Below are 14,705 nucleotides of genomic sequence, written 5' to 3'. Positions count from 1 at the left end.
CTGTGTTAATGTTTTTTTTAAACATGCCCTACTGAAGCGGGCATGTTGAATGTACAAGAATATTTAAGGGGTTAATACCGTATCATAAGCTACGGGCAATAAGTCTGGATGGCTTAAGGAGTAGTGTAAGCCTCGACTCTCTTTTCGTAAGATGGCACAACGAATGATGAGCTCTGATACTTCTACCAAATTACGTAATTCTAGTAAGTCACTGGTGACTTTGTGATTACCATAAAACTCTTCAATTTCTTGTCGTAATAGTTGTACTCTGTGTTGAGCCCTAACCAAACGTTTATCTGTTCTCACAATGCCTACGTAGTCCCACATAAAGCGGCGCAGTTCATCCCAGTTGTGACTAATGACAACGTCTTCATCAGAATCGGTTACTTGGCTTTCATCCCAATCAGGGGCAAATGCCACATTATTTTTTTGCTTGATAATATCTAAAATATGATTAGCTGCACTGCGTCCATATACAATACATTCCAATAGAGAATTACTGGCCAAGCGATTAGCACCATGTAAGCCTGTATGGGCGCTTTCACCTACAGCATATAAGTTAGGCATATCGGTGCGACCACTTTGGTCGGTAACAATTCCGCCACAGGTGTAGTGGGCAGCAGGGACAACAGGAATAGGCTGCTTACTCATGTCGATACCGTATTCAAGGCAGCGCTCATAAATATTAGGGAAGTGCTTTAAAATAAAGTCTTTGGGTTTGTGTGAGATATCTAGGTATAAGCAATCTGCACCAAGGCGTTTCATTTCGTGGTCAATGGCGCGAGCCACAATATCACGAGGAGCCAGCTCAGCACGTTCATCAAACTTATGCATGAAGCGCTCGCCATTTGGCAGCTTCAAATGCCCACCTTCACCACGTACAGCTTCTGTGATCAAAAAGTTTTTGGCCTGAGGATGGTACAAACATGTAGGGTGGAATTGGTTGAATTCCATATTAGCTACTCGGCAACCTGCGCGCCAAGCCATGGCGATGCCGTCCCCAGAAGTACCGTCAGGGTTACTGGTGTATAAATACGATTTACTGGCTCCACCAGAAGCGATCACAACTGTTCTGGCGCGAAAGGTTTCAACGTGGCCAGTGTCTTCGTTTAACACATAGGCCCCAGCGACACCTTTACCGGGTATTTTGAATTTTTCACAAGAAATTAAGTCAATCGCTACACGGCGCTCAAACATTGTGATGTTGTTGTGATCCAAGGCTTGGCCAATAAGAGCTTCGCTTACTGCAATTCCGGTTGCGTCAGCAGCATGAATGATGCGTCTATGGCTATGTCCACCTTCTTTGGTGAGGTGGTACTCGTCATTGCTGTCTTTACTGAATTGAACCTGCTGTTCGATCAGCCAGCTAATGGCTTCAGTGCTGTTTTCGACAGTGTGTTTAACGGCGTTATAACTGCATAAGCCAGCACCGGCGTTTAATGTGTCGTTAATATGGGCTTTAATGCTGTCGTCACTATCCAGTACAGCAGCGATACCCCCCTGAGCCCATCGAGTACTGCCACTATCGAGCTTATCTTTGCTCAACACTGCCACTTTGGCATTATCAGCTACATTTAAGGCCACAGTGAGGCCTGCGGCGCCACTGCCTATGACCAATACATCAAATACCTGTCGCTGATCCATATTGTAATCCTGTACCAATTCGCGCGGTCACTATACTAATAAATATTCAGATAAAGAAGTCAGCAACCAAAAGAGGTGGAATTTTACACCTATATGCAGGCTTAATAGGAATATTTTTTGAGTCTGGTTGAACTTTTGAATGAATGGCCATTCTAATTTAACCAATGAAACGATAACCAGTGATTTACGCCTCAAAAAGACAAACAACAGAGGTGGTTGTGTAAAGCGTGTACAGCACGCGGGGGAGCAATGTCGCAGCAGTCAGACCAGCAACTGGTAGAAAAAGTACAAAAAGGGGACAAGCGCGCTTTTGATCTTCTTGTATTGAAATACCAGCATAAAATTATGTCACTGATTTCTCGTTATGTTAATGACAGCAGTGAAGTACAAGACGTGGCTCAAGAGGCATTTATTAAAGCCTACCGAGCACTAAAGAACTTTAGAGGTGATAGTCAATTTTATACTTGGCTATATCGCATAGCCGTTAATACAGCAAAAAATCATTTAGTTAGCCAAGGTCGTAGACCACCAGCACAAGATGTTGATGTAGAAGATGCGGAACATTATGCCCATGCGGCCTCTCTAAAGGATATAGCCACTCCTGAGCAATTATTAGCAAGGGATGAATTGAGCAAAGTAGTGTTCGCCGCTATGGATAAACTACCAGAAGAGCTGCGAACCGCCATTAAATTAAGAGAGCTAGAAGGTTTAAGTTACGAAGATATTGGTGAAATCATGCAGTGTCCCATCGGCACCGTGCGATCGCGAATTTTTCGTGCAAGGGAAGCCATTGATAAGGCCATGGCGCCATTAATGGATCATACCAAAAGTGCATAACAGGCGTTGAACGACGTAATAATTGGTCTTTTAAAAGACAAACGATTTAACAGCCTGTTAAGGCGAGAGGTGACTATGAGCGAAAAACAAACTGAATCCTTATCTGCATTAATGGATGGCGAATTAGACGAGCTTGCCATGCAGCGTTTGTTTAATGAAATGGATAAAGACCCAAGTGTTCAGCAGCAGTGGTCTCGGTACCATCTTGCACGGGATGCCATCAAAGGTGACGTTAGTCCGTTTACCAATTTGGATATCAGTGCAGCGGTCAGCCAAGCTATTTCAGAGGAGCCGACAGCTAAAGAACAAACCACGCAAAAACCTTGGTTTAAAGCAGTGGCAGGCTTATCTGTAGCTGCATCTGTAGCATTTGCAATTGTTATTGGTGCTCGTTTTAACCCATTGACGCAAACCAGTTCCGACATTGAGCTGGCGGGTAAAACACAAGTGGAAGTCGTAACGCCAGATCTAACAACGTTTAAATCATCAAGCATGGTTGCTCAGTCAACTAATGGCATTGAAGGATTAAATGAAAAAGAGCTACAAGAAGCACAGCAACGTTTAAATAGTTACCTAAAACAACATGCTCAAGACAGTGCAATTGGTCAGGGCAAAACCGCTATGCCATATGCTCGTGTTGTTAACTTTGAGTCAAGCAAGGAAAAATAATGCTGCGCTGGATTGTCACCTATAGCTTAATCAGTTTTGCCGCATTCAGTTTTGCTCAAGAAAAGGAGCAATCTTGGACGGCGTTGGGTTTGTACGAACGCATGCTTGAACAAGCGCCAAGCGCTATGTATGAAGGAATTTTTGTACATCAAGCGGGTGGGCAAATGCAAAGTGTAGAAATCGTACACGGCCAAAATGAAGGGGAAATTTGGGAGCGACTATTGCACCTAGATGGCAACATCAGAGAGATCATTCGCCGTGGTGATGCCCTTTATTGTATCAACCCAGACAAATCGGTAGAGCAAATACAACAGCTAGGAAGATCAGCTTTTACCAATAAACAACCAAGTAATCTCCATCAATTAAGGAAAGCCTATGAGTTCCGCTCGTTAGGCCAGCAGAGAATTGCAGGACGATTAGTCGATGGTGTGCAGTTAATCCCTAAAGATGCATCAAGGCATATTTATCAATTATGGCTTGATAATCAAACAACTGTACCACTGAGAACTGAGCTGGTATCAGTAAAAGGGCGCGTTTTAGAGCGCTACCAATTCAGCTACTTTTTACCTAAAGATGTGTTTAACCCTGAACGTTTTGCACCACGTTCACAAAGTATTAACCTCGCCTCAGCCCATACAGGTGAAGTGCTGAAAACCAATGCAGAAGATGTATTGGAATGGCGTTTAAACTGGATGCCAATTGGCTTTGAAGATAAGTCAGGAAGCGGTTTTGCACCTAAATTGTCGGCTAAACGAATCTATAGTGACGGTATTGTTATGTTTTCTGTTTACGTTGAGCAAGTTGAAAAGGCCATGGATGAAGGTACCGCTCAGGCTGGACCAACAGCGTTGTCTGTGATGCATAAACAATGGCAAGGGTTAACTCATAGAATTACGGTAGTGGGTGAAATTCCCACTGTAACCGCACAACGCATTGCAGAAAGTGTCGAGCTGCTGTAAAAGGGCAACATTTTAATGAGCAGTATTTGGGTGTAGGCATGGTTGAAGAATCTGCGCGGGTCACAAAAATCGAAAGCGATACGGTCTGGGTGCAGGCCATAGCCAAGAGTGCATGTGGCTCATGTCAGGCTCAAAAAGGCTGTGGTCACAGCTTATTAGCTAAAGTCGGTCAAAAACAAATAGATTTACCTGTTCTAAAAAATGGTTTTGATGTTCAAGTTAATGATCAGGTTATTATTGGTGTACCTGAGCAAGCCATTCTAAGATCATCTATGCTGATGTATGGCATTCCATTGTTGGCCATGATTATCACGGCAATGGGATTTTCATTGGCGGGAATTGAAGAAAAAGTCAGTGTTCTAGGAGCCTTTGTAGCGTTGATTTTAGGGTTTGTTTGGGTCAATCGTTATGCCTCCCGCTTGAGTTTTAGCCAGTGGCACCCCAAATTAATTCGTAAACAAGCCAGTGAACTTGCGCATATCCCTATGTGTGAAGTGAACGAATAGTAATAAAAAATGAAATGGAGTAATGGAATGAATCGATTTTTGTGCGTTTGCCTTATGTTAATATCTGTTCGGGCATTTTCACAATTACCTGACTTTACAGAGCTAGTTGAAGATGCCAGCCCAGCGGTTGTTAATATCAGTACCACGCAAAAGCCCCGTTCGCGATTTGGTGGACAAATGGATTTACCCCAAGGGGTGCCCGATATCTTCCGTCATTTCTTTGGTGTACCACCGCAATCTCAATCACCACGTGGCCAATCTCAAGAGCGAGCGTCTTTAGGCTCTGGGTTTATCGTCAGTAATGATGGTTATATATTAACGAATAACCATGTAATTGATGGCGCTGATCAAATTTTTGTACGTTTAAATGACCGTCGTGAACTAGAAGCGCAGCTCATTGGCCATGATTCAAGTTCAGACTTAGCCTTGTTGAAAGTTGAGGCTAAAAACTTGCCAACCGTTGACATTGGAAACAGTGAAAAACTTAAAGTAGGTGAATGGGTTGTGGCAATTGGGAGTCCATTTGGTTTTGATTACTCAGTAACAGCTGGCATTGTGAGTGCCAAAGGGCGTAGTTTACCAAATGAAAATTATGTTCCGTTTATTCAAACTGACGTTGCAATAAACCCCGGAAATTCAGGTGGACCTTTATTCAACTTAGACGGCGAAGTAGTGGGTATAAATTCACAAATCTATACTCGAAGTGGTGGATTTATGGGCTTGAGTTTTGCCATACCAATGAATGTTGCTATGGAGGTAGTGGATCAGCTTAAAGACTCGGGTCGAGTATCCAGAGGTTGGCTAGGGGTAGCGATTCAAGAGGTGGATAAAAATTTAGCTGAATCCTTTGGTTTAAAGAAAGCAGCAGGCGCATTAGTCAGTCATGTGGAGCCAAACGGACCAGCCGCTCAAGCTGGGGTGCAATCAGGGGATATAATCACAGAATTTAACGGCAAAGAGGTGGTATTGAGCAGTGACCTGCCGCATCTTGTGGGTCGTGTGCGCCCAGGTGCTAAAGCGGACATGACAGTCATTCGTAATGGTAAAGCCAAACGCATTCCGGTTGAAATTGGTGAATTACAGAATAATGATGTAGTGGCACAAAATGGTCAGCCTCAGCAGAGCCGTCAAGCTAACCGCCTTGGAATTGAAGTGGCTAATCTAACCTCAACTCAAAAGAAACAATGGGATACCGAAGGGGTGGAGGTGAAAAGAGTCAATCAAGGGGCAGGTGCCAATGCGGGTTTAATTAGTGGCGATGTGATTACCATGATTTACAGTGAAATCATTCGTGATTTATCTGACTTTGAACGTGTGGTGAAACAATTGCCTAGTGGGCGACTAGTACCAATGAGAATCGTTCGCCGCGGTGCGCCTATGTTTATCTCTCTAAGAGTGAATGATTAACCTACCGTTTTTCTAATTGGCTGTGTGAATTGAGTATTAGCACAGCCAGTCAGCTAAATTCTTCGATATATCAAGCATCTGGCAAGGTAAGCGCCTATGCGCTTACCTTGAATTCATGTAAAATTGCGGCAATTTTCACCTATTAGGTTTGTCATTACGTGAGTAATCTGGATCACATTCGCAACTTTTCAATCATTGCCCATATAGACCATGGTAAATCCACCTTGGCTGACCGTTTTATATCCCATTGTGAAGGCTTATCAGCGCGCGAAATGCAGGCTCAAGTTCTTGATAGCATGGACATTGAACGTGAGCGTGGCATTACCATCAAAGCCCAAAGTGTAACGCTAAATTATAAAGCACGGGATGGCCAAACGTATCAGTTGAACTTCATCGATACCCCAGGGCACGTTGACTTTAGTTATGAAGTATCTCGTTCATTAGCCGCTTGTGAAGGGGCACTTTTGGTGGTGGATGCGGCTCAAGGGGTTGAAGCCCAATCAGTGGCAAACTGTTATACCGCCATCGAACAAGATTTAGAAGTGGTACCCGTTTTAAACAAAATGGATCTTCCACAAGCGGACCCTGATAAGGTCAGCCAAGAAATTGAAGAAATCATCGGTATTGATGCAACCGAGGCAGTACGTTGTAGTGCTAAAAGCGGTATAGGCATTGAAGATGTACTAGAAGATATGATCCATCGTATCCCACCTCCTAAAGGTGATTTAGATGGCGAGCTACAAGCCCTTATTATTGATTCTTGGTTTGATAGTTATCTAGGGGTTGTATCACTTGTTCGCGTCATGAATGGCAAGCTCAAGAAAGGTGACAAAATTCGCGTTAAATCCACAGGACGCGACTGGCAAGCAGACTCAGTGGGTATCTTCACTCCTAAACGTTTAGTGACGAACGAACTAAATGCCGGTGAAGTAGGCTTTATTTGTGCTGGCATTAAGGATATTCACGGTGCGCCAGTGGGTGATACCATTGTCAGCAGTAAAAATGCAGAAAATGTTGAATCCTTGCCGGGCTTTACCAAGGTAAAACCTCAGGTATACGCGGGTTTGTTTCCTGTGTCGTCTGATCAATATGAAGACTTCCGTGATGCCTTGGATAAATTATCTCTTAACGACGCTTCATTGTTCTTTGAACCAGAATCATCCGACGCTCTAGGTTTAGGCTTTCGCTGTGGATTCCTAGGCATGCTGCACATGGAGATCATCCAAGAACGTCTAGAGCGCGAATATAACCTTGATCTTATTACCACTGCACCAACGGTAGTTTACGAGCTGGCCTTATCTAGCGGCGAAATCATTGAAGTGGCCAACCCGTCTAAACTGCCGGACCCATCTCGAATTGATGAAATGCGCGAGCCTATTTGTGAGGCTAATATACTCGTACCAAAAGAGCTTGTAGGTAATGTAATTACACTGTGTGTTGAGAAGCGAGGTATCCAAAAGGATATGAACTTCACAGGAACGCAAGTGGCTTTGAAGTATGATATGCCCATGAGTGAAGTAGTTGGGGACTTTTTTGACCGATTAAAATCGGTTAGTAAAGGGTACGCCTCACTAGATTATGGTTTTACACACTTTTCAGCAGCACCCTTGGTGCGTATGGATATATTAATAAATGGCGAGCGTGTTGATGCGCTGGCTGTGATTATTCATAGGGAAAAGACCAGAAGTTATGGTCGTGCTTTGTGTGAAAAACTGGCTGAATTGATCCCTCGTCAGATGTTTGATGTGGCTATACAATCGGCTATTGGAAACCAAATTGTCTCTCGCTCAACGGTTAAAGCATTACGTAAAAACGTGACTGCCAAGTGTTATGGTGGTGACGTAAGTCGTAAGAAGAAGCTGCTTCAGAAGCAAAAGGAAGGTAAAAAGCGGATGAAGCAAGTGGGTAATGTGGAAGTGCCTCAATCGGCGTTCCACGCAGTATTATCAGTAGAAGGATAATATTCAATAATTACAATAAGGTAAAAAAATGAAAAAACAGCAAGGCTTTAGTGGCGTATTCATATTGATCGTCATGGTATTTTGTTTTTTTAGTTTTTTTACCTTATTAAAAGTGTTCCCTTTATATACTCAAGATTGGACTGTCGAGTCGGTTTTTGAAACCCTGAAACAAGACGCCAGTGAAAAAGAGTATAACCGCAATCAGATAAACGACATGATTCAAAAGCGCTTTGATATTAACGGCATAAGCGATTTAGTTGAATTTGTGGACGTAAGCGGGAAGGGATCTAAAATAATAATAGATATGGAATATGAGCGCCGAGTATCGCTGATATCAAATATTGAACTTGTCGCCACCTTTAACCATTACATAGACTTCAGTGAATAATCCTTTAAAAAAGCTCAGCCAGCGTATTGGCTATGAATTCAACGATGAAAGTTTGATTGAATTAGCACTTACCCACCGTAGTAAAGGTGGCAAAAACAATGAACGCTTAGAATTCCTAGGCGATTCCATTGTGAACTTTGTAGTGGCCGAAGCACTCTTTCATAAATTTCCCGAAGCCAAAGAAGGTAAGCTGTCACGTTTGCGTGCAGGTTTAGTCCGAGGCACCACATTAGCTGAATTAGGTCGCGATTTTGATTTAGGTGAGTTTCTAGTATTAGGCTCTGGCGAATTAAAAAGCGGCGGATTTAATCGAGAATCAATTCTAGCCGATGCCATTGAAGCCATCATTGGCGCGATTTATTTGGACGCAGGTATGGATGCTGTCACTGAGCGTATACACGCTTGGTATGGTGAACGCCTAACCGGACTCAGGATGGATGATGTGGTGAAAGATTCTAAGACTCGATTACAAGAATACTTGCAAAAGAGTCAGAATCGCTTGCCCAAATACGAAGTTATTGAAGTATTTGGTCAAGCCCATGATCAAAAATTCAAAGTAAGCTGCCGTATAGAAGCTTTACCTGAAGTTACCGTAGGTATTGGTAGTAGTCGTCGAATAGCAGAACAAAATGCCGCATTAAAAGCGCTTAAAGCACTAGGAGTAGAGTCATGAGTGAAAAGTGTGGCTATGTTGCCATTGTTGGCCGTCCTAATGTTGGAAAGTCCACATTATTAAACTGCATTTTAGGTCAAAAGCTTTCTATTACATCACGTAAGCCGCAGACTACACGTCACCAAATACTGGGTATGAAGACAGTTGATGACGTACAAACCATTTATGTTGATACCCCTGGGCTACACGAAGGTTATAGTGAAAAAGCACTTAACCGATACATTAATAAAGTAGCCTCCAGTACCATTAAAGATGTAGACCTTGTTGTGTTTGTGGTGGATCGCACAAAGTGGACAGATGAGGACCAAGTGGTTCTAGAAAAAATCAAAGGGGCCAATGTACCTTGCATTCTAGTAATCAACAAAGTGGATTTCTTAGCGGATAAATCGACATTATTACCGCACCTAGAAGAAGTATCCAAAAAATTGGACTTCCTAGAAGTGGTGCCGGTAAGTGCTAAACAAAGTACTAATGTAGAAGCACTTGAGCAAAGTATTGCGAAATATCTACCTGAAGGCATGCATTTCTACGATAAAGATCAATTTACAGATCGTAGCGCACGCTTTTTAGCTGCTGAATTGGTACGTGAAAAAATCATGCGTCAATTAGGTGATGAGCTTCCATACTCCATGACGGTAGAAATTGAAAAATTCGAAGACGATGGCCGTATCATTACAATTCATGCACTTATTTTAGTTGAGCGTGATAGCCAGAAAAAAATCCTAATTGGTCAAAAGGGCGAGCGTATCAAACAAATCGGTCGCGATGCCCGCTTAGATATGGAAACCATGTTTGATTCAAAAGTGATGCTCAACACTTGGGTGAAAGTGAAAAGCGGCTGGGCTGATGATGAGCGAGCTTTAAAATCACTTGGTTATAACGATTTAGATTAATCAAAGATAGACCGTAGGCTGATCCATGTGTCAATGCAAAGCTTATGATTAAACAATCCGCTTATGTTTTACACTCTCGGCCTTATCGAGAAAGCAGCGCCATGGTTGATCTATTCACCCCTGACTATGGTTTACTGCGCTGCATTGCTCGCGGTGTGAAAAAAACAATAGGCCAAGGTCAATCGTTACAACCCTTCGTACAATACCAAATCTTCTTTCATGGCGATTCGGGCTTAAAAAACTTAGATAAATATGAAAGCCTAAGCTTACCTCTGTCATTAGCAGGGGATGCATTATTTAGTGGTTTTTATATTAATGAAGTGATTTTAAGAGCCCTGCGCAGCGAGGCAGAAGTAGAAGCAGAATTATTATATGAAGCTTATCAGGCCGCACTTCATAACCTGCAAAATCAAAATTTAGAACTGGCCCTTAGATTATTTGAATTAACCTTGCTTGAGCATATGGGGCAAAGTTATGAATGGAGTATGGACTTTAAAACCGCCGACTGGGTAGAGGCTGATTGCCACTATGGTTTTTTTGTTGAGCAAGGCATGTCACGTGTGAGCCACATATATGCTGCAAAAAATCCCAATAATTGCTTTTATGGGCAAGACTTAATCCACTTATCTCAAGGGGATTTAACCCAACCAAGCACACTGAAGATGTGCAAGCGATTATTAAGGTTGGCACTCAAGCCCATTATTGGCTATAAACCCATTCAAGCTCGTGAATTACTTAAACAATATAAACATTTATCGGTACAGGAAAAATAATGAAAGGTCAGCGCGTATTATTGGGTGTAAATATCGACCACATTGCCACATTACGTCAGGCCAGAGGCACCCGTTATCCTGATCCAGTATATGGTGCGCTTGTGGCGGAAGAAGCGGGAGCAGATGGCATTACACTGCATCTGCGTGAAGACCGTCGCCACATTCAAGATCGCGATGTATATATGCTGAGAGACATGCTCAATACCCGTATGAATTTAGAAATGGCCGTTACTGAAGAAATGATTGCCATTGCCGAAAAAGTAAAACCTCATGCTGTGTGTTTAGTACCTGAAAAACGTGAAGAACTCACCACTGAAGGTGGTCTTAATGTTACAGGTAACGAAGCGGCTATTAAATCCGCTTGTGAGCGTTTAGCTAATGCCGGTAGTGAAGTTTCATTGTTTATCGATGCAGACAAACAGCAAATTGATGCTGCCGTGCGTTGTGGGGCCCCTGTTATTGAAATTCACACGGGCCAATATGCAGACGCCGAAACCAAAGCAGAGCAATTGCAAGAACTAGAGAAAATTAAGCAAGGTGTGGCATATGGGGTCAGCAAAGGATTGATCGTGAATGCAGGTCATGGTTTGCATTATCACAACACCCAAGCCATTGCCGCAATTGAAGGTATTAACGAATTAAACATCGGCCATAGCATGATGGCCCATGCAATGTTTGTAGGCTTGAAAGAAGCCGTGAAAGAAATGCGCTATTTAATTGATACTGCTAACGCCTAATAGAGACAGCCCATGACCGTTGCTATTGGCACTGACATTTTAGAAATTGAACGTTTAGAAAGTGCGCTATCTCGTCTTGGAGAGAAGTTCATTACACGGATTCTTACCCCTGCGGAGCGGTTACGGTTTGATGCAATCGTGGATGATCGCTCTCAGTTGAACTTCCTTGCAAAGCGTTGGTGCGCTAAAGAAGCCATAGCCAAAGCATTAGGAACAGGTATTGCCAAAGGAGTGGGCTGGCAACAAATAGAAGTGCTCAATCAAGAAAGCGGTGCACCAACTGTATTGCTAACAGGGGCGGCATTACAAACATTGAATAATTTGGGGGCCAGCAAGGCACTTATTAGTTTAAGCGATGAACGCCACTATTGCGTGGCGTTTTGTACATTGGTTTAGCCTTTCTCGTCTTCAGGTAAGGGTAAACTAAGGTTTTGTTTTTGCCATTCTTGAACTTCAATAATTGCTAGTAATAAATTTTCTTTAAATTCTGGCCATTGCTCACTGTGTGTTTTCAAGCATAACTCGGCCTTTTCGACACAATCCCTTAGGTGTCTTGCCCCTACGTACTTACATAAACCATGTAACTTATGAATAGGTTCAATTAAATCATCCGTTTGGCCTGAATCAATCAGGGGCTTAATAACGGTAATTTCATCCACCAAACCCAATAACATTTTATGGGCTAAATCTTCTTTGCCACCCGCTAGTTGCAAGCATTCTTTCCAGTTAATAACGGTATTGTCTGGTTGATTCTCTGTTTCGTTATGAGTAATCGACTTTTGTGTTTTGCTAAAGCCATAGCCTTGGTATTTAGTCCATTTCATGAGTGTGTGAACAAGTTGTTCTTCACTAATAGGCTTGGTTAAGTAATCGTCAAAACCATTTTGTAAAAGCTGTTTGCGCTCATTGGGTAATGCGTGAGCCGTTAATGCAATGACAGGGGTATCTAAATTTTGTGAATATTCACGGATACGAATAGTGGCAGATAGCCCATCTAAATCCGGCATTTGAATATCCATGAAGATTAAGTCGAAATTCTCGTGCTGTGCAAACTCAACGGCTTGAAGGCCGCCGTTAGCGGTGACAACTTCAACATTTAAGTCACCTAACCAAGCATTAAGCAGTTCTAAATTTGGCTGGTTATCATCCACTGCGAGCACTTTTATAGGTGATAATTTCTGGTTTAAGAAGCCTAAATTGCTTTGCAGGTAACCATTAAATTGTTCGTGAATTACATGTACTAAGCGACGGGTAGAAACCGGATAAACTAAGCGTTGCTCAAGATTAAGTTGTTTAAATATTTTTAAACTATGAGCTTCGTTGTTTTGTAATAGTGCAATGGTTTTACAACTGCGCTGAATTAATTCTATGGTTTGGCAATCGGTGGACTTTTGAATCTCCAACAAACAAACATCAGCGACTTTGTCCATCTGGGCGGTAAGCATGGCTTTTGCACTAGGAAAGACCTTAACCTGAAAACCAATGGCTTGAAGTTGATGTTGCAATACTTGCTTAGTGGTATCTAAATCAGATTGTAAATACGCTAGTTTGCCAAACCACGGGGTATCATCCCATGCTTCTGCTTCTACGTCACAGGCTTCAAATTGGCCAGTAAACCAGAATTGCGAACCTGCACCTAGCTGGCTATTTAAGCCGATTTCTCCCTGCATATGGCTAACAATATGTTTGGAGATCACAAGCCCAAGACCTGTGCCGCCAAACTTACGAGTAGTAGAGGTATCACCTTGGCTAAAGGCTTTAAATAAATTGCTTTGCTGAGACTCACTTAAACCAATACCTGTATCGGTAATGGTAAATTTAAGAGCCATTTTATTTTTCAGCTCTTCTTCTAACATGACTCGAACAATAACCGAACCAGACTCGGTAAACTTAATGGCATTATTTACTAAGTTAGTGAGTACTTGTTTGATGCGAGTTGGGTCTCCCATTACATCCATGGGGACGTCTTGATAAACCATAGCAGCAAGTTCGATATCTTTTTTATGAACCTCAGGTGCCAACATAGTTAAAACATCATCACATAGATCGCGAATATTGACCGGTACGTGATCCAAAACCAACTTGCCAGCTTCAATTTTTGAAAAGTCTAAAATGTCATTAATAATTGTGAGCAAACTAGAAGAAGACGCTTCAATGGTATTCAGGTATTCCTGTTGGCGCTTCGTAAGCTGGGTTTTTTCTAACAGTTTGCTAAAGCCTAAAATCCCATTTAATGGAGTGCGGATTTCATGACTCATGTTAGCCAAAAATTCAGATTTAGTTTTACTGGCTTCTAAGGCAGAACGTCGAGCCATACTGAGCTCAATATTTTGCGTTTCCATGGCATCCACTGTGCTTTTTAAGTCCTCAGTGGTTTGCTCTACATTATCTTGTAGTTCTTGTTGGGCTTGTTGAAGGCTTGCGGCCATAGCATTAATACCGCTGTATAGCTCACCAAATTCTGCAAAGTCTGATAATTGTACTCTAGCATCCAAATTACCGGTTTCTAATTCGCTAAGGGTATTACTGACTTGTAATAACGGAATGGTTACCCGTTTACTGGCTCGGTAAGCTAAATATACGGCTAGTAAGCAGCATAAAATAATGAGCAGGGTACTGCTGAATAAAGATCGATACAGTACTAGTTGCTGCTCATTGGTTTTAAACTCAATTTCAATCCAGCCAAACATTCTGTTTTTAATATCAGAGTGGTGGTCAAAAATAGGGGTTAATAAACGAATACTATTCAGCGTATCAAAACGATGGGTGCCGTTTTCAATGATTCGCTTAGATTCTGGCGGATACATGGTTGGGCCAACTTCAATGATAGGGCTTTGCATACCATCTAATAAAGCAATACTGCGGATATGAGGTAAATCCAAGAACTGGCGTAATTGACGCTGGCTGTGTTGCCGCTCTTGAGTGAATAATTTAGCGGCATCCACCGATAACTGCTGACTAAGCATTAAAGCTTGTTGGTTGGCATTACGAACAAGCTGCTGATGCTGGTCCCATGTGAAGTAGCCACCTAAAGCAATAGCGGTGATTAAACATGGCAACAAGGTCAGCCATAATATGTGTTTTTGTATGCCCCAATAATTCATTGATCAGTACTTATTTTTAGAGGTCCGTTATTCTAACAGTATTTGCTTAAGATTTGCTCAGACTTAACGCTCAGCTATAAGCAAATTGCCTTTTGATATTACTAAAAAGCTAGAATTAAGCGTATTATTCGCGCAGATAGTTATATTAAGTGAA

The 14,705-nt window shown here is 42.3% G+C and carries 14 protein-coding genes; 12 read left to right on the top strand and 2 right to left on the bottom strand.

All coding sequences use genetic code 11. The annotated features are described in order from the left end of the window. Positions 1-63 precede the first annotated feature (63 nt). Positions 64-1,644 (bottom strand): L-aspartate oxidase, encoded by a 1,581-nt coding sequence (gene nadB, locus ABWV45_RS06515; RefSeq protein WP_353349871.1) that lies wholly within the window; start codon positions 1,642-1,644, stop codon positions 64-66. A gap of 249 nt (positions 1,645-1,893) precedes the next feature. Between nadB and rpoE the strand changes: the two genes are divergently transcribed. The 12 genes from rpoE (at position 1,894) to acpS (ending at position 11,843) form a co-directional block, all read left to right on the top strand. Beyond that, on the top strand, positions 1,894-2,481 hold the full coding sequence (gene rpoE / locus ABWV45_RS06510) for an RNA polymerase sigma factor RpoE (protein ID WP_353349869.1): 588 nt from the start codon (positions 1,894-1,896) through the stop codon (positions 2,479-2,481). 75 nt (positions 2,482-2,556) lie between these two features. Next, positions 2,557-3,150 carry a sigma-E factor negative regulatory protein gene (locus ABWV45_RS06505; RefSeq protein ID WP_353349867.1) on the top strand — a complete coding sequence of 198 codons (594 nt, stop codon included), beginning with the start codon at positions 2,557-2,559 and terminating at the stop codon, positions 3,148-3,150. After that, complete coding sequence (locus ABWV45_RS06500) at positions 3,150-4,109, top strand: MucB/RseB C-terminal domain-containing protein (RefSeq protein ID WP_353349865.1); 960 nt, start codon at positions 3,150-3,152, stop codon at positions 4,107-4,109. The genes ABWV45_RS06505 and ABWV45_RS06500 overlap by 1 nt, the downstream gene beginning before the upstream one ends. Before the next feature lie 38 nt (positions 4,110-4,147). After that, positions 4,148-4,615 carry a SoxR reducing system RseC family protein gene (locus ABWV45_RS06495; protein ID WP_353349863.1) on the top strand — a complete coding sequence of 156 codons (468 nt, stop codon included), beginning with the start codon at positions 4,148-4,150 and terminating at the stop codon, positions 4,613-4,615. A gap of 54 nt (positions 4,616-4,669) precedes the next feature. After that, positions 4,670-6,022, top strand: coding sequence for a DegQ family serine endoprotease (locus tag ABWV45_RS06490; RefSeq protein WP_353349861.1), 1,353 nt, complete (start codon positions 4,670-4,672; stop codon positions 6,020-6,022). A gap of 158 nt (positions 6,023-6,180) precedes the next feature. After that, complete coding sequence (gene lepA / locus ABWV45_RS06485) at positions 6,181-7,983, top strand: translation elongation factor 4 (protein ID WP_353349859.1); 1,803 nt, start codon at positions 6,181-6,183, stop codon at positions 7,981-7,983. Between the two features lie 28 nt (positions 7,984-8,011). Next, positions 8,012-8,371 (top strand): DUF4845 domain-containing protein, encoded by a 360-nt coding sequence (locus ABWV45_RS06480; RefSeq protein ID WP_353349858.1) that lies wholly within the window; start codon positions 8,012-8,014, stop codon positions 8,369-8,371. Further along, positions 8,364-9,044: a ribonuclease III gene (gene rnc / locus ABWV45_RS06475; protein WP_353349857.1), complete on the top strand. Its 681-nt coding sequence runs from the start codon at positions 8,364-8,366 to the stop codon at positions 9,042-9,044. The genes ABWV45_RS06480 and rnc overlap by 8 nt, the downstream gene beginning before the upstream one ends. Continuing rightward, positions 9,041-9,937, top strand: a complete 897-nt coding sequence (era, locus tag ABWV45_RS06470; RefSeq protein WP_353349856.1) for a GTPase Era — start codon at positions 9,041-9,043, stop codon at positions 9,935-9,937. The genes rnc and era overlap by 4 nt, the downstream gene beginning before the upstream one ends. Before the next feature lie 44 nt (positions 9,938-9,981). Then, complete coding sequence (gene recO, locus ABWV45_RS06465) at positions 9,982-10,710, top strand: DNA repair protein RecO (RefSeq protein ID WP_353349855.1); 729 nt, start codon at positions 9,982-9,984, stop codon at positions 10,708-10,710. Then, positions 10,710-11,447 carry a pyridoxine 5'-phosphate synthase gene (gene pdxJ, locus ABWV45_RS06460; protein ID WP_353349854.1) on the top strand — a complete coding sequence of 246 codons (738 nt, stop codon included), beginning with the start codon at positions 10,710-10,712 and terminating at the stop codon, positions 11,445-11,447. The genes recO and pdxJ overlap by 1 nt, the downstream gene beginning before the upstream one ends. A gap of 12 nt (positions 11,448-11,459) precedes the next feature. Continuing rightward, on the top strand, positions 11,460-11,843 hold the full coding sequence (acpS, locus tag ABWV45_RS06455) for a holo-ACP synthase (RefSeq protein WP_353349853.1): 384 nt from the start codon (positions 11,460-11,462) through the stop codon (positions 11,841-11,843). On the opposite strand, the gene ABWV45_RS06450 is transcribed toward acpS, so the two are convergent. Next, the gene (locus ABWV45_RS06450; protein ID WP_353349852.1) at positions 11,840-14,551 is read right to left on the bottom strand and encodes a hybrid sensor histidine kinase/response regulator; all 2,712 of its coding nucleotides are present in this window, start codon (positions 14,549-14,551) and stop codon (positions 11,840-11,842) included. The two genes, acpS and ABWV45_RS06450, sit on opposite strands and share 4 nt — an antisense overlap. Positions 14,552-14,705 lie beyond the last annotated feature (154 nt).

Source organism: Oceaniserpentilla sp. 4NH20-0058 (assembly GCF_040371755.1).
GTDB lineage: Bacteria > Pseudomonadota > Gammaproteobacteria > Pseudomonadales > Oceanobacteraceae > Bermanella.
This window is presented reverse-complemented; position numbering and strand designations above follow the sequence as displayed.

What these genes read in the sequence shown, in the direction of transcription:
- ABWV45_RS06495 (WP_353349863.1), top strand. Translation starts at nt 4,148, where the DNA reads ATGGTTGAAGAATCTGCGCGGGTCACAAAAATCGAAAGCGATACGGTC.
- ABWV45_RS06505 (WP_353349867.1), top strand. Translation starts at nt 2,557, where the DNA reads ATGAGCGAAAAACAAACTGAATCCTTATCTGCATTAATGGATGGCGAA.
- era (WP_353349856.1), top strand. Translation starts at nt 9,041, where the DNA reads ATGAGTGAAAAGTGTGGCTATGTTGCCATTGTTGGCCGTCCTAATGTT.
- ABWV45_RS06490 (WP_353349861.1), top strand. Translation starts at nt 4,670, where the DNA reads ATGTTAATATCTGTTCGGGCATTTTCACAATTACCTGACTTTACAGAG.
- ABWV45_RS06450 (WP_353349852.1), bottom strand. Translation starts at nt 14,551, where the DNA reads ATGAATTATTGGGGCATACAAAAACACATATTATGGCTGACCTTGTTG.
- nadB (WP_353349871.1), bottom strand. Translation starts at nt 1,644, where the DNA reads ATGGATCAGCGACAGGTATTTGATGTATTGGTCATAGGCAGTGGCGCC.
- ABWV45_RS06480 (WP_353349858.1), top strand. Translation starts at nt 8,012, where the DNA reads ATGAAAAAACAGCAAGGCTTTAGTGGCGTATTCATATTGATCGTCATG.
- acpS (WP_353349853.1), top strand. Translation starts at nt 11,460, where the DNA reads ATGACCGTTGCTATTGGCACTGACATTTTAGAAATTGAACGTTTAGAA.
- rpoE (WP_353349869.1), top strand. Translation starts at nt 1,894, where the DNA reads ATGTCGCAGCAGTCAGACCAGCAACTGGTAGAAAAAGTACAAAAAGGG.
- pdxJ (WP_353349854.1), top strand. Translation starts at nt 10,710, where the DNA reads ATGAAAGGTCAGCGCGTATTATTGGGTGTAAATATCGACCACATTGCC.
- ABWV45_RS06500 (WP_353349865.1), top strand. Translation starts at nt 3,150, where the DNA reads ATGCTGCGCTGGATTGTCACCTATAGCTTAATCAGTTTTGCCGCATTC.
- recO (WP_353349855.1), top strand. Translation starts at nt 9,982, where the DNA reads ATGATTAAACAATCCGCTTATGTTTTACACTCTCGGCCTTATCGAGAA.